This is a genomic window from Thioclava sp. PTB-PU3-1 (assembly GCF_055666785.1).
In genome coordinates this window covers 61,211-76,039 of the sequence record NZ_JBVNVL010000008.1, presented here as the reverse complement: position 1 = coordinate 76,039, position 14,829 = coordinate 61,211, and the positions used below count along the sequence as shown (strand labels likewise).

Genomic DNA, 14,829 nt, shown 5'->3' with positions numbered 1-14,829 from the left:
ACGCTTTTTCCCTTGATTGTCTCTCTGCGGGCGCTATTCACCCCGCCTTGACCACTGGGCGCAGCCACGCACACGGACCGCTAACGCGCCGCAAACGCCTTTGCCCTGCCCGGCAGGACACAACGCGTTTCCTCCCTGCCCGGTTCCCGTGCCTTTGCGGTTGAATACGGCGGCACTCGGGACTATCTTTTCCGCCCGAAATTACTCAATGGCTACAGAAGGATTCCCACCATAGCCCGCAGACCCCATAACGCCCCGCCGACTCGTGACACCGGCCCCCGAGTGAACGGCCGCATTCGTGCGACCGAGATCCGCCTGATCGGTGCCGAGGGTGAGAATGTCGGCGTGGTTACCCCGCGCGAAGCGATGACCATGGCCGAAGAGGCCGGGCTCGATCTCGTCGAGATCTCGCCCAACGCCAATCCGCCCGTCTGCAAGATCATGGATTTCGGCAAGTTCAAATACGAACAGCAAAAGCGCGAAGCCGAAGCCCGCAAGAAGCAGAAGACGATCGAAATCAAGGAAGTCAAATTCCGCCCGGGCACCGATGTGCACGACTATGACGTCAAGATGCGCAACGTGGTGAAGTTCCTCGAGAACGGCGACAAGGTGAAGGTCACCCTGCGCTTCCGTGGTCGCGAAATGGCGCACCAGGATCTGGGTCTCGAATTGCTCAACCGCGTCCGCACCGATGTGGGCGAGCTTGGCAAGGTCGAGAACATGCCCAAGCTCGAAGGCCGCCAGATGGTGATGATGATCGCGCCGGCGAAATAACCGCCCGAGCAGATCAGAAACTGTTTGAACCCTCCCCTCACCGGGAGGGTTTTTTTCATGGGCCGTCGCGGGTGGCTCGTACATTTCGAGGGGAGGAAAAATTAAAGCGCCGCGGGAGGGAGACCCGCGGCGCATTTTGGGGAAGAGACGAGGGAGAACGTCTGTTCCTCTGGTCGGGTTCTGTGCGGTTTGGGCCGCGTCAGGGAGATCAAGAACCCGATGCACTTGTGATATGGGAGTATCCGTGTGCTGAACTTGACTTAGGTCAAAATTCATCCGGTTTGAACTGCGACAAACTGTTCCAATGGTCACGTTTCTGGCAGGGTCGGTGAGCCGCGTGTGAGGAAAACCTTACCAGACGCCTGACGCCCCGCCTTCTGACCTGTCTTTTCGGGCTCTCAAAGCACACGGCGCGATCACGCGAGCGAGTCGCCCCGACCGAACCTTCAGTGCCTTTTTCTTTCCGTCCCATCCGGTCTTGCGCGCGCGCCTCCGCAATTGCCCCGGTTTCGCCATTCCCACCGCGCGAAATCGCCCCGTTCGGAGGCGAAATCGTGACCCGGACAGGTGCGGCCCGGAATCGGGTCGGCGGCGATTGCGCGCTCTTTATCGCGTCACCCCCTGCGTGCTAGTTGGAACGAGAGGCAGTTTCGAGATCGACATGAGCAAGCAACGAGTGATCCGGCGCATCATGCAGGCGCAGACGGGCAAGCCCGCGCTGCTCGACGCGGTGGGCTGGACCGAGGAGACCGATCTCGGGCCCCGCCATCACCTGCGCGCCTTCTTCGCGGCCCCCGCGCAAGCCGAGGATCTCAGCTTCGACGCCGTACCCGGGGCCGCGCATCTGGCCGAGGGGCGCAATGTCGCGGGCGCGGTGATGGCGATCTACGAGCCGACCGCGCCGGGCCCGATTCAGGCCGCGATGACTGGGCCGGACGGCCCTACCCTGCGCGAGATCACCCCCGCCGCCCCCGATTGGGAGATGTTCGAAGGCCGCAACTGCCTGTTCGGGCTGCGGCTGGAGGAAAGCGTCGAGACCGTGCTCGATTGGCTGAGCTGGCATCACGACCACCACGGCGCGACGGGCGCGGTGATCGTGAACCGCGCGCCCGAGGACAGCCCCGCAGGCACTGGCGAGACTTTCGCCGATGCGCTGGAAGCGGGCATGGTCCTGCGCGAGCTGGACCTGCCGGTGGCGATCCTTGAAAGCCCGCTGCCGCTCGGCAAGCCCGATCAGGGCCCCGAGAACCACGTCTTCCTCGCCCCCGACGCGCCCGGCAAGGACCGGATGGAGCCGCCTGCCCCCGATCCGCAGCTTAGCCCGCTGGGTCAGGCGCTGATCTTCGAGATCGCGAAATGGCGCTTCTTTGCGAAGGCGGCCTCGGTGCTGGTGCTCGACGTGACCGATCTGCTGGCCGCGCGCGAGCCGGGCCAGCCGTCGGCTTTCGAGGCCACGCAGGCTGCCGAGAACGGCGTGATCCTTCTGGTGGGCCGCCGCATCTACCCTTGGCGCGTGCGCAACGATCAGCCCGCGCGCTTCCCCGACCATATCTGTCGCCAGTTCGACGCCCGGCGCGGTATCGCGCGCTGGGGCTGCGCGCCGCAAAAGGCCGGGCTGGAGAATACATGGCGCCTCTTGCGCGTCAGCTATTGCCGACCCGATCCGGGGCTGACCTACGGTTTCTGGCGCGCGATGGCGCTGCGGGTGCCGGGAACCTCGCCTGCAGAACTCGCCCCCAAGACCTCGCTGGTCGAGGACGAACGCCTGTTGCACCTGTCGCGCGACATCTGGGGGTTCAAGCCGGTGCGCCCGCCGGTCTCGAAGGTGAAGGACGCGCCCGCGCAAGCCGTCGAGGCAGGCCGCACCGCCATCGTCACCACGATGAAGAACGAAGGCCCCTTCATCCTCGAATGGATCGCCTATCACCGCGCGATCGGGGTGGACGATTTCCTCGTCTACACCAACGACTGCACCGACGGCACCGATACGATGCTCGATCTGCTGCAGGCCAAGGGCTACGTCCAGCACCGCGAGAACCCGTTCCGCACGATGGTCGACATGAAGCCGCAGCACGCGGCGCTGGCGGCGGCGGAGAATGAGCCGGCAATCACCAAGGCGGGCTGGTCGATCTGCATGGATGTGGACGAGTTCATCAATGTGAAGATCGGCGACGGCACGCTGAAATCGCTGTATCAGGCGATGGGCGAGGCGAACATGATCGCGCTCACCTGGCGGCTCTTCGGCAATGCGGATGTCCATGCATACGAGGACAGCTTCATCACCGGGCAATTCACCCGCTGCGCCCCCGAGATCGTACGCAAACCGCATCAGGCCTGGGGCTTCAAGACGCTGTTTCGCAATATCGCGCTCTACAAGAAGCTGGGCGTGCATCGTCCCAAGGGGCTGAACCCGGACCTCTGGGATCAGGTGAACTGGCTCAACGGCTCGGGCCAGCCGATGCCGCGCGAGATGTTCCGCAACGGCTGGCGCTCGACGCTCGACACCTATGGCTATGACTGGGTGCAGCTGAACCATTACGCGGTGCGCTCGGCCGAGAGCTTCCTCGTGAAGCGCGACCGGGGCCGGGTGAACCATGTCGATCGCGATCAGGGACTGAACTACTGGTTCCGGATGAATCATAACGCGGTCGAGGATCGCTCGATCCAGCGGATGCTGCCCGCCGCCCGCGCCGAGTTCGACCGCATGATGGCCGATCCCGAGATCGCCGCCGCGCACAATCACGCTGTCGCCTGCCACCGCGCGAAGATCGAAGAGCTGATGGCGCGCCCTGATCAGCGCGAGTTCTACGAGACCCTGACGTCCGCGCGCTTCGAGGCGCTCTCGCGGATGCTGCATGTCTTCGGCTCGGCCGTATTCAACACCGGCCCGCATGTGATCCCCGACGACCTGCACGCCCGCGATCTGCCCCACGATTTCTTCTTCACCGTCGACGCCCCCGACGAGGCCACGCACTAAGCGCGGCGCCTTTACCCCTGCGCGTCCTGACCTAGCTCTCCGAGCAAAGGAAAGGATACGAAAACATGGCACGCATTTTCATCATCGGCGCGACAGGCGGCGTCGGGCATCGGCTGGTCCCGCTTCTGATTGAGGCAGGACACGAGGTCACGGCGCTGCATCGCAAACCCGAGCAGGCCGACAGTCTCCGCGCGATGGGCGCGACGCCCGTGCAAGGCGACCTGATGGAGCTGACCGCAGGCGATTTCGAACCGATGTTCGAGGGCCATGACGCGGTTGTCTTCTCGGCAGGGGCTGCGGGCTCCGGGCTGGAACGCACCACCCGGATCGACGGCGAGGCACCGCTCGACGTGATCGCCGCGATGAACCGGATGAGCGTGCCGCGGCTCTACCTCGTCTCCGCCTTCCCCGATGCCGGGCGCGGCAAGGAGATCAAGCCGGGCTTCGAGCATTACATGCTGGCGAAGAAAACCGCGGATGCCGCCGTGGTGGCGAGCGGGCTCGACTATGTCATCCTGCGCCCCGGCACCTTGATGGACGAGGACGGCGACGGTCGCGTCGCGCTGGCCCATGCGCTCGATTACGGCTCGGTCGCCCGCGGCCATGTCGCGGCTGTGCTGGCGGCGCTGATCGACACGCCCGAGATCAGCCACGAAATCCTCGAGCTGACCGACGGCACCGAGGAGATCGCGGCAAGCGTGGCCGCCCTGCCGCGCCACGTCGCCGTGTGATCCCAGACACTTGCGGGCGCGCGCGGCCTCACTACAGTGGCGAAATGCGTGCGCTCGCGATCACATCCGTAAAGAATGAAGGCCCGTTTCTGCTGGAATGGCTGGCCCATCACCGCGCCATCGGCTTCACGGATTTCCTTGTCTTTTCCAATGACAGCGAAGACGGCACCGATGCGATGCTGGATCGGCTACAGGAGATCGGCTGGCTGACCCATGTGCCCAATCCCGGCCCGTGGAAGGAAGGCCCGCAATGGGCCGCACTGAAACAGGCCGACGCGCATCCGCTGGTGGCTCAAGCCGACTGGATCGCGGTCATCGACGTTGACGAATTCGTCACCATAAAGACCGGCGACGGCACGCTGGACGCGCTGATCGAGGCCGTCCCGCAAGCCACCGCTTTCGCGATGACATGGCGGCTCTTCGGCAATTGCGGCGTCGTCGGCTTCGAGGATCGCCCCGTCACGCAGCAATTCCCCCGCTGCGCGCGCCCCGACATGCTCTGGCCGTGGCGCGCGTCGATGTTCAAGACGCTGTTTGCCAGTACCGGCGCCTATGCCAAGCTCGGCGTGCACCGCCCCCGCGCGCCGCAGGACGACAAGCTGGCGGGCACGCTCTGGGTCGACGGATCGGGACGCAAACTGCCGCCTCACTATCAGCGCCAGAAACTGTTCACCCCGCCCGGCAGCGCGCCTTACGATCTGGTGCAGCTCAACCATTACCCGCTTGGGTCGATGGAGGGCTACCTCGTGAAATGCGACCGCGGCCGGTCGAACCGACAGGCCGGGGCCTTCGACATGTCCTACTGGGTGGAGCGGAATTTCTCGGACGTGGAGGACGATTCGATCCGTCGCCACGATGCGGGCACGCAGGCCGCCCTTGCCGAGCTGACCGCCGATTCCGACCTGCCCGGCCTGCACAATAAGGCGGTTATGTGGCGCAAAGCGAAGGCCCGCGCGCTTCTGCGCGAGGAGCCGTATCGCGCGCTTTTTGGCAGGCTTCTCCTCTGTCCGCCGAGCCGCCCGCTCTCGCCGCAAGCCGCTAAACTCATGGTTCGCCTCGCAAAAGCGGCGATTACTGAGAGCCCGTGAACAAACGCCGCTGATTAGGCCGATTGTTGCCCATTAAGAAATGTGGCGACAGATTCCTCGCTTGGCTCCTATTTGTGCCCCTTTCTTGCGGTGATACGTTGGTTGAGCAGAACTGGCGGTGTCCCGCCCGCGCCCGCAGCAAGCGACGCGCGCACGAAAGCTGAAAAGAGGCGAAGGTGAACAAGGCAGACACGGACTGGCGTGCACGGCTGGAAAAGATCGCGGACGAGACCGGCTATTACGAGCCGCTCGGCGCCGATCATGAAGTGCTGTTCCACGACGACTCGCCCGTCTTGATCGTCAGCTTCGAGACCCGCGCACAGATCGAGGCCGATCGCGAGGAGGCCCTGCCCTTCGGCTACAAGATCGCCCGCGATGAAGGCTGGTCCGCGCTCAGCGTGATCGCTTCGGACGAGAGCTGGTTTCGCGATCCCGCCATCTATGCCTATTTCGACCGCCTCGTCGACGAAGCCTTCTTCGAAGATTTCGACCGTGTGGTGTTCTACGGCGCGGGCCCCGGCGGCTACGCGGCGGCCGCCTTCTCGGTCGCGGCGCCCGGCGCCACGGTGGTCGCGCTCGCACCGCAGGCGACGCTCGATCCGACGCTCGCGGGCTGGGATGACCGCTTCCCGCAGACTCGCCGCATGTCCTTTACCGATCGCTACGGCTTCGCGCCCGAAATGCTCGACGGCGTGGAGCGCGCCTTCGTCTTCTATGACCCGTTCGAGCGGCTCGACGCGATGCACGCGGCGCTGTTCGCGCGACCTTGCGTGTCGCTGATGCCGTGCCGACATATCGGCCCGGACCCGGCGGCGGGGCTGCTCGATATGGATATTCTCGACGAGGTTCTGATCGCTGCGGGCGCGGGCAAGCTGACCCCGTCCCTGTTCTGGACCTTCTTCCGCGCCCGGCGGCTCTCGAAACGCTACGTGATCCGTTTGGTCGACCACCTGCGCCGAGCGCGCCGCCCGGTGCTGGAGGCGATCCTGTGCCGCGCAGTCGGGACCAGCCAGAACCGTCCGAAATTCCGCGACCGCTATGAGGCGCTCGCCCAGAAGCTCGCCGAGCAGGGGGTCGAGTTGCCGGAGCCACAAGAACGGGCTGGCGCGGCCTGAGCCCCGATTGAGAGACTGAAACGTAAAAAGGGCGCGCCCCGGCTGGGGCACGCCCTTTTTCAATGCGAGACGCCCGGACGCCCCGGACAGCGATCAGATGTAGAAGCGGTCGCGGAACACGTGGCGCACGATGCCGTCACGGGTCAGACCCATCTCGGCCAGCTCGGCGTCGCTTTTCGCGTCGAGCGCGCGGATCTGCTCTTGGCGCGACTGGCGCTCCATATAGGCGACGAGGCCTTGCGTGATTGCGTGGCCCATACGGGCAAAGATCGATTGTTCGCCATGGGCGGTGGTAACGAATGCCATTGGAAACCTCCTGAGGTTCAGCGTTCAGGTCGTTTTCTCCCTTGGCACTGAATTTAGGTCAGCTTTGCTGCCAGTGGTACCGCCATCTCCGCATCCCCGCCATGCAATTGCTGCAGCGCGGCATGCGCGCTCCCTCTGGATTTGCACGAAGCCTCGGGCTAAGGACTTTTTCATGAGCACGATCACCCTGCCCCGCCCCGACGATTGGCACCTGCATCTGCGCGATGGCGCGATGCTGGAAGGTGTCGCCCCCGAAACCGCCCGTGATTTCGCCCGCGCGATCATCATGCCGAACCTCGTGCCCCCCGTGGTGCGCGGCGACGATGCCGCCGCCTATCGCGAGCGCATCCTGAAGGCACTGCCGGAAGGGAGCGATTTCGAGCCGCTGATGACGCTCTATCTCACCGAGAAGACCGATCCGCAGGATGTGGCGCAGGCTGCAGCCTCCGGTTTGATCAAGGCGGTGAAGCTCTATCCCGCGGGCGCCACGACGAACTCGGACTCGGGCGTGCGCGATTTCGACAAGGTGCGCGGCGTGCTGGAGAAGATGGCCGAAATCGGCCTGCCGCTTTGCGTGCATGGCGAGGTGACCCGCCCCGAGATCGACATCTTCGACCGCGAGGCCGTCTTCATCGAGACCGTGCTGGACCCGATCCGGCGCAAGACCCCCGGGCTGCGCGTGGTGATGGAGCATATCACCACGAAAGACGGCGTGGATTACGTGGCCGCACAGGGCGACGACATGGGCGGGACGATCACCACCCATCACCTGATCATCAACCGCAACCATATCCTCGTGGGCGGGATCAAACCGCATTACTACTGCCTGCCGGTCGCCAAGCGCGAAACGCATCGGTTGGCGCTGGTCGAGGCCGCGACCTCGGGCAACCCGCATTTCTTCCTCGGCACCGACTCTGCGCCGCATGTGGACGCCGCCAAGGAAACCGCCTGCGGCTGCGCGGGCTGTTTCACCGCGACCCATACGATGCCGCTTCTGGCACATGTATTCGAAGCCGAAGGCGCGCTCGACAAGCTCGAAGGGTTTGCCTCGCGCAACGGCCCCGCCTTCTACCGCCTGCCGGTCAACGAGGCCACGCTGACGCTCGAGAAGACCGACCAGCCCAACAGCTGGCCCGCCAAGATCGAAACCGGCGCGGGCCCTGTCACCCTCTTCGATCCGGGTTTCCCGGTCCATTGGCATGTAAAACGCTGAGTTTCGCCTTGGCGAAAATATCCCCGCCGGAGGCTCCCGGGCCAGCCGACGGACGCTCCGCGGGGGATATTTAGACCAAGCCGAAACCAGCCTTGATAAGGACGAGATGATGATCCCCAGCTCCTTCCCCAGCAAAGAAGAAATCGCCCGCCTGACCGCGCGGATGCTTCTGGAAATCGAAGCGGTGCATTTCAATGCCGACGAGCCCTTCACGCTCGCCTCCGGCCTGCCCTCGCCGACCTATATCGATTGCCGCAAGCTGATTTCCTTCCCGCGCATCCGCTCGACCCTGATGGATTTCCTCGCCGTCACCGTGATGCGCGAGGCGGGCTTCGAGGCCTTCGACAATATCGCGGGCGGCGAGACGGCGGGCATTCCCTTCGCCGCGATGGTGGCCGAGCGTCTGGCCCTGCCGATGACCTATGTGCGCAAGAAGCCCAAAGGTTACGGGCGCAACGCCCGCATCGAGGGCGCGATGACCGAAGGCCAGCGCGTGCTGCTGGTCGAGGATCTGACCACCGATGGCGGCTCGAAGCTGAGCTTCGTCGACGCGATCCGCGACACCGGCGCGAGCTGCGGCCATACAGCGGTGATCTTCTACTACGGGATCTTCCCCGAGACCGTGCCGAACCTGCGCGAGCATGGCGTCGAGCTGCATCACCTGTGCACCTGGTGGGACGTGCTGGCCGAGGCGCGCGCACAGGGCAGCTTCTCGAAGGAAACGCTCGACGAGGTCGAGGCCTTCCTGAGCGATCCGCGCCCGTGGCAGGACGCGCGCAAGGGCTGAAACAGCCCGGAGATTCCTGTGGATGATCCTGTGGATGCTCTGGGGAGCGTTTTAGCTCCGAATCTCGCGCTTCGAAAATAATCGCGAGATGTGGTAGGCTCCCTACGGGCAAACACCATAAATTCCGAAAACTCCGCTGAAACAGCGGGGTTTTCCCCAATCTTATCCAGATTCCCTTTTCCCCCGACTGCGGCTAGAAGACCGCGCAGAGGGACGGGGACACCGAGGCAGGTACATGAACGATCAGGCACAACGACCCGATGAGGGGCAGCCCGGAAATTTGCCCGCAGAGGGCACCGCACTGCCCCATAATATCGAAGCGGAACAGCAGCTTCTGGGCGCGATCCTCACGAATAACGACATCTTCGACCGGATCGCCTCCGTCATCAAACCGGAGCATTTCTACGAGCCGGTCCACCAGCGCATCTACGAGGTCGCGGCGGCGAAGATTCAGAAGAACGCGCTCGCCTCGCCGGTGACGCTGAAAGCCTATCTCGAAGACGACGCGGGCCTTCAGGAACTGGGCGGCCCGGCCTATCTGGCGCGGCTGGCGGGGGCGGCGATCTCGGCCTATGCGGCGCGCGACTATGCGCTGATGATCTACGAAATGGCGGTACGGCGCGGGTTGATCGAGCTGGGTCAGGACATCTCGTCGCGCGCGGGCAAGCCGCAGATCGACGACGACCCGAAGGAGCAGATCGCATCTGCCGAACAGCGGCTCTACACGCTCGCCGAAGAGGGTCAGGCGCAGAAGGGCTGGACCTCGTTCCTGTCGGCGGTGACCGAGGCCGTGCAATCGGCCAACGCCGCCTATCAGCGCGATGGCGGGCTTGCGGGCGTCTCGACCGGGCTTGTCGATCTCGACAAGAAGCTCGGCGGCTTCCACCCGTCGGATTTGCTGATCCTTGCAGGGCGTCCCTCGATGGGGAAAACCTCGCTTGCGACCAACATCGCCTTCAACATCGGCAAGGCCTACAAGAAGGGCATGCGTCATGACGGGGTCGAGGGCGCGATCGAAGGCGGCGTGGTCGGGTTCTTCTCGCTCGAGATGAGCGCCGAACAGCTGGCCGCGCGTATTCTCTCGGAAGCTTCGGAAGTGCCCTCGGAGCGCATCCGTCGCGGCGACATGACCGAAAGCGAATTCCGCCGCTTCGTCGAAGCCGCGAAGGCGCTGGAAAAATGCCCGCTCTATATCGACGACACGCCCGCCCTGCCGATCGGTCAGGTCGCCGCGCGGTGCCGCCGCCTGAAGCGGACGCATGGGCTCGACGTGGTGATCGTCGACTACCTGCAGCTGCTGCGCGGCTCGGGCCGGGGCGACAACCGCGTGCAGGAGATCGGCGAGATCTCGATGGGTCTGAAGGCCATCGCGAAGGAGTTGAACATCCCCGTGGTCGCGCTGTCGCAGCTTTCGCGGACGGTGGAAAGCCGCGAGGACAAGCGCCCGCAGCTCTCCGACCTTCGGGAATCGGGCTCGATCGAACAGGATGCCGACGTGGTCATGTTCGTCTATCGCGACGAATATTATCACGAGCGTCTCAAGCCACCGGAAGACGATCCGAAATTCGCCGAATGGATGCAGAAGGCCGAGCGCGTGCATGGCAAGGCCGAGGTGATCCTGGGCAAGCAGCGTCACGGGCCGATCGGCACGGTGGAATTGGCCTTCGAGAGCCAGTTCACGCGCTTCTCGGATCTGGCCAAGCCGTGGCAGGGCGACGGCAACGAAGGGTTCTGAGCGGGGCTTGGGGGCGCGGCCCGCGCCCCTTACGGGATATTTGGGCAAGCCCGAACCGCCAGAGCTCTGGCAGACATAATCGAGCAGAAACGGAAAAGGGGGGCCAGCGCCCCCCTTTTTAATGTTTGTCGGTTATGACGCGCGGCGCGCTCAGTAGAGGCCGCCTGCCGAGAGCGAGCCGAAATCGGCCTTCTTCTTCGGAATGACTTTCTGCTGGCCGGTCGAGGTGGTCACCGTGGTGGAGCCCGCATCGTCGCGTTCGCCTTGTGCAAACAGCGGCAGGTTCGAGCCCATCGCGAAGCCGCCATCGACCACGAGCGAGCCGAGGCCCGACATGTCCTGACCGGGGCGCAGATATTCGGCCTGCACGAATTCGCCGGTGGCGGAATCCGACAGACGCTCGCCGGTATAGCGGTTGAACTTCGCCCAGGTGCCGCCCGGCGGAACCTTGAATTTCGAGCCGCCAAATTCCTTGATTGCCTCGCGCATGAACTCGTTGAACACGGGCACACAGAGCGTGCCGCCATAGGCGTGACGGCCCAGCGAGCGCGGGTTGTCGTAGCCCATGTAGCACGAGGCCACGATGTTCGAGCTGAAGCCGGTGAACCACACGTCCTTCGCGTCGTTGGTGGTGCCGGTCTTGCCCGCGATCGGAACCGGCAGGTCGACGCCGTAGCCGGAGCCGCGCTTCACCACACCCTCCATCAGCGAGATCATCTGATAGGCGGTGATCGGGTCGATGATCTGGTCGCGATGGCTGACGATCTTCGGCCCCTGCCCCTCGGGCAGGTTCGGATCCTCGCAATTGGCGCAGCTGCGCTGGTCGTGGCGGTAAATCGTGCGGCCATAGCGGTCCTGCACGCGATCGACCAGCGTAGGCTCCACGCGCTCCCCGCCATTGGCGAACATCGCATAGGCCGAGATCAGGCGGAACATCGTGGTTTCCTGCGCGCCGAGCGCATTGGCGAGGAACTGGCGCATATGGTCGTATACGCCAAATTTCTCGGCATAGGCCGCGACCGTCTCCATGCCGATCTCCTGCGCGATCCGGATCGTCATCAGGTTCCGCGAATGCTCGAGCCCGGTGCGCATCGGCGTCGGGCCGTAATATTTGTTCGACGCGTTCTTCGGACGCCACATGCCTTGGGGCGTGTTGATCTCGATCGGCGCGTCGACCACGATCGTCTCGGGCGAGAAGCCGGAATCCAGCGCCGCCGCATAGACGAAGGGTTTGAAGTTCGAGCCCGGCTGGCGCATCGCCTGCGTGGCGCGGTTATAGACCGAGGACTGATACGAGAAGCCGCCCTGCATCGCCAGCACGCGGCCGGTATTCACGTCCATCGCCATGAAGGCGCCTTCGACCTTCGGCACCTGGCGCAGCGTCCAGCGGATGAAGGAGCCATCGCTATCCTTCGTCATCGCACGGACCTCGACCACGTCGCCGGTCTCCAGCAGATCCTGTGCCTGTTTCGCGCGCGGGCCGAGCTTGCCGTCATCCTTCAGCTTGCGCGCCCAGGTCACATCCTCGGGCGGGATCCAGTGGCCGTCTTTGTCTTCCTCGATGCCTTCGATGCCGATGCGGGCCGAGCCGCCTTCGAAGCCCAGCACCACAGCCGGGTGCCAGCCGTCGATGTCGCGCGGGGCTTTCGCGGTCGAGACATCGGAGAGCGCGGCGCGCCAGTCGGCCTCGTTCTTCAGCTTGTCCTCGGCGATCTTCGCCCCGGTGCCGCGCCAGACGCCCTGCTCGCGGTCGTATTTCTCCAGCGCATGTTGCAGCGCCTTCGTCGCATGGGATTGCAGATCGGGGTTCACGGTCGCGCGGATCGTCAGACCACCACCGAAGAATTCCTCTTCGCCGAAACTTTTCGAAAGCTGGCGGCGGATTTCGTCGGTGAAATAGTCGCGCGGCGGAAGCTGCGCGCGGAACGGGGCGTAATCGCCGTTCTGCACCGATTTCAGCGGCTTGTTCTGCTCCGCCTCCATCGTCGCCTTGTCGATCCGGCCGTCCTCGTACATCCGGCGGAGCACGTAGTTGCGGCGCTCCACCGCGGTCTTGTAGTCGCGCACGGGATGCAGATCGGCAGGCTTCTTCGGCAGTGCCGCGAGATAAGCGGCCTCGCCCACCGTCAGATCGGCGAGCGGCTTGTTGAAATAAGTCTGCGCGGCAGCAGCGACCCCGTAGGAGTTCTGGCCGAGATAGATCTCGTTGAGGTAGAGCTCGAGAATACGATCCTTGCTCAGCACATGCTCGATGCGCGAGGACAGGATCAGTTCCTTGATCTTGCGCTCCACCGAGCGGTCCGCAGACAGAAGCAGGTTCTTCGTCACCTGCTGGGTGATCGTCGAGGCCCCGCGCACGTCGCGCCCGCCCGACTTCACGGCGGTGAACATCGCCGCTGCGATCCCGCGCGGGTCGAAACCGGGGTGGATGTAGAAGTTCTTGTCTTCGGCCGAGACGAAGGCGCCCTTCACCCGGTCGGGAATGTCGCGGATCGGCACGAAGAGGCGGCGCTGCTCGGCGAATTCGTCGATCAGGCGACCGTCGCCGTTATAGATGCGCGAGATGGTCTTGGGGCGGTATTGCGCAAGCTGGTCATAGCTCGGCAGATCGCGCGAATAGATCCAGAAGATCGCCCCGATGGTGAGCGCGGCAAAGAACAGCCCGGTCACAACCCAGGAAAACACGCCGCCGATCGAGCCGAGAATGAAACGGATCACAGATACACCCCTTGCCTCGGGGCAGATCACCCCATCGCGCCAGCCTATACATCGCGCCTTCGTGACGGTCAAAGTAATGTGCGCTCACGCTTCCGAGAAGACTCCGCGTGGTCACAATCCCGCTCAATGGGCGGATGACCGCGCGTCAGACCGGGAACAACCCGCGATTACTGGCGCAAAAGCTTCGCTTCCGCCGCATCGCCCTGCGCCCATGTCTCGACACCTTTCGTGATCGCCTCAGCCATCCGCGCGCGCCAGTCGGGGTCCTTGAGCCGCGCGCGATCGGCAGGCGAGGACAGAAAGCCCAACTCCACGAGAACCGACGGGATATCGGGCGATTTCAGCACCGAGAAATTCGCACCCTGCACCGGGCGTTTGTGCATATGCAGACCCGCCCCCTTGATCGCGCCCGCCAGCACCTGCGACAGCCGGACCGAGCGCGGCTGCGTGTCGCGCCGCGCCAGATCGACGAGGATATGGGTGATCGCATCGCCCTGCCCGTTCAGATCGACGCCCGCGAGGATATCGTCGCGGTCGTGGCGCTGCACGAGCTTGCGGGTCGCCTCGGTTTCGGCGTGATCCGCGAGCCGATAGATGGTGGAGCCGGTCGCCTTCCCCTCAGCGATGGAATCGGCATGGAGCGAGATGAAGAGATCCGCGCCCGACGCCCGCGCCACCGTCACGCGGGTTTCGAGCGGCACGAACACGTCCTGATCTCGGGTCATCACCACCTGCATCCCTGCCCGGCGCATCGCGTCACGCAGTTGGCGGGCGAAGCCCAGCACGATATCGGCCTCATGCGCGCCGCCATCCTCCGCCCCCGGATCGATGCCCCCATGGCCGGGATCGAGCACCACTTTCAGCGGTCGCGTCCCGTCCTGACGGCGATGCGGCGCGACGGTCGGCGCGGGTTGCGGCAGATCCCACAGGGCGGAATCGGCGGCCCCCTTGCGCGGGGTGAACTTCGCCGCGGGCACCTGCGCCAGCGTCAGCGCGATCTCGGGGTCGCCCTTGGTGCGTTCCTCCGAGGTGACGAGGCGCATCGGATGGGCAAGCTCGGCCACCATCCGCGACCAACCGGGCCGGAACTTGCCCCAGCGCAGCCCTTTGATCGCATCGCTGCCCTTGAGCAGGCTTTCTGGCGGGTTGGCGCCGAAATTCACCTCGCGGAAGTCGATGACGAGCCGGTAGGGATCGGCCAGCAGAAAGGCGCGATACGGCACGGGCTGACTGATCCCGAGCGTGATCGCGACCTTATCGCCGCTTTGCGCGATCTGGCTGCGCTCGGGCGCGTATTGCGCCAAGGCCGACAGGTCCTGCGCCCGCGCAGGCAGAGCCAGCGCGAGAGACATCGCGAGAAGAAGAATGAACCGCCCGATCATACG

General features: G+C 64.6%; 11 protein-coding genes. 8 read left to right on the top strand and 3 right to left on the bottom strand.

Translation table 11 applies throughout. From position 1 onward, the window contains the following. Window positions 1-282 precede the first annotated feature (282 nt). From infC to ACZ7GB_RS17795, 5 genes are all read left to right on the top strand, one after another. Window positions 283-774 carry a translation initiation factor IF-3 gene (infC, locus tag ACZ7GB_RS17815; protein ID WP_232621611.1) on the top strand — a complete coding sequence of 164 codons (492 nt, stop codon included), beginning with the start codon at window positions 283-285 and terminating at the stop codon, window positions 772-774. A gap of 661 nt (window positions 775-1,435) precedes the next feature. After that, on the top strand, window positions 1,436-3,751 hold the full coding sequence (locus ACZ7GB_RS17810) for a glycosyltransferase family 2 protein (RefSeq protein ID WP_472159788.1): 2,316 nt from the start codon (window positions 1,436-1,438) through the stop codon (window positions 3,749-3,751). Window positions 3,752-3,816: 65 nt separating this feature from the next. Further along, window positions 3,817-4,482, top strand: coding sequence for an SDR family oxidoreductase (locus tag ACZ7GB_RS17805; RefSeq protein ID WP_078570888.1), 666 nt, complete (start codon window positions 3,817-3,819; stop codon window positions 4,480-4,482). A 44-nt stretch (window positions 4,483-4,526) separates the two neighbouring features. Next, entirely contained in the window at window positions 4,527-5,570 is a 1,044-nt protein-coding gene (locus ACZ7GB_RS17800; RefSeq protein ID WP_472159787.1) for a glycosyltransferase family 2 protein, read from the top strand. A 176-nt stretch (window positions 5,571-5,746) separates the two neighbouring features. Further along, window positions 5,747-6,685, top strand: coding sequence for a phosphoadenosine phosphosulfate reductase (locus tag ACZ7GB_RS17795; RefSeq protein ID WP_472159785.1), 939 nt, complete (start codon window positions 5,747-5,749; stop codon window positions 6,683-6,685). Window positions 6,686-6,778: 93 nt separating this feature from the next. Here ACZ7GB_RS17795 and ACZ7GB_RS17790 read toward each other — a convergent pair whose 3' ends face one another. Next, entirely contained in the window at window positions 6,779-6,991 is a 213-nt protein-coding gene (locus ACZ7GB_RS17790; protein ID WP_078601229.1) for a DUF1127 domain-containing protein, read from the bottom strand. Window positions 6,992-7,163: 172 nt separating this feature from the next. Between ACZ7GB_RS17790 and pyrC the strand changes: the two genes are divergently transcribed. The 3 genes from pyrC (at window position 7,164) to ACZ7GB_RS17775 (ending at window position 10,726) form a co-directional block, all read left to right on the top strand. Continuing rightward, on the top strand, window positions 7,164-8,204 hold the full coding sequence (gene pyrC / locus ACZ7GB_RS17785; RefSeq protein ID WP_472159783.1) for a dihydroorotase: 1,041 nt from the start codon (window positions 7,164-7,166) through the stop codon (window positions 8,202-8,204). Window positions 8,205-8,313: 109 nt separating this feature from the next. Continuing rightward, window positions 8,314-8,991: an orotate phosphoribosyltransferase gene (locus ACZ7GB_RS17780; protein WP_078550681.1), complete on the top strand. Its 678-nt coding sequence runs from the start codon at window positions 8,314-8,316 to the stop codon at window positions 8,989-8,991. Between the two features lie 235 nt (window positions 8,992-9,226). Continuing rightward, the gene (locus ACZ7GB_RS17775) at window positions 9,227-10,726 is read left to right on the top strand and encodes a replicative DNA helicase (protein ID WP_078540536.1); all 1,500 of its coding nucleotides are present in this window, start codon (window positions 9,227-9,229) and stop codon (window positions 10,724-10,726) included. A 150-nt stretch (window positions 10,727-10,876) separates the two neighbouring features. Here ACZ7GB_RS17775 and ACZ7GB_RS17770 read toward each other — a convergent pair whose 3' ends face one another. Beyond that, a complete protein-coding gene (locus ACZ7GB_RS17770; protein WP_078605720.1) occupies window positions 10,877-13,444 on the bottom strand; it encodes a penicillin-binding protein 1A in 2,568 nt (855 codons plus the stop codon). A gap of 167 nt (window positions 13,445-13,611) precedes the next feature. Then, window positions 13,612-14,826, bottom strand: a complete 1,215-nt coding sequence (locus ACZ7GB_RS17765; RefSeq protein ID WP_246832538.1) for an N-acetylmuramoyl-L-alanine amidase — start codon at window positions 14,824-14,826, stop codon at window positions 13,612-13,614. Window positions 14,827-14,829: the final 3 nt, after the last annotated feature.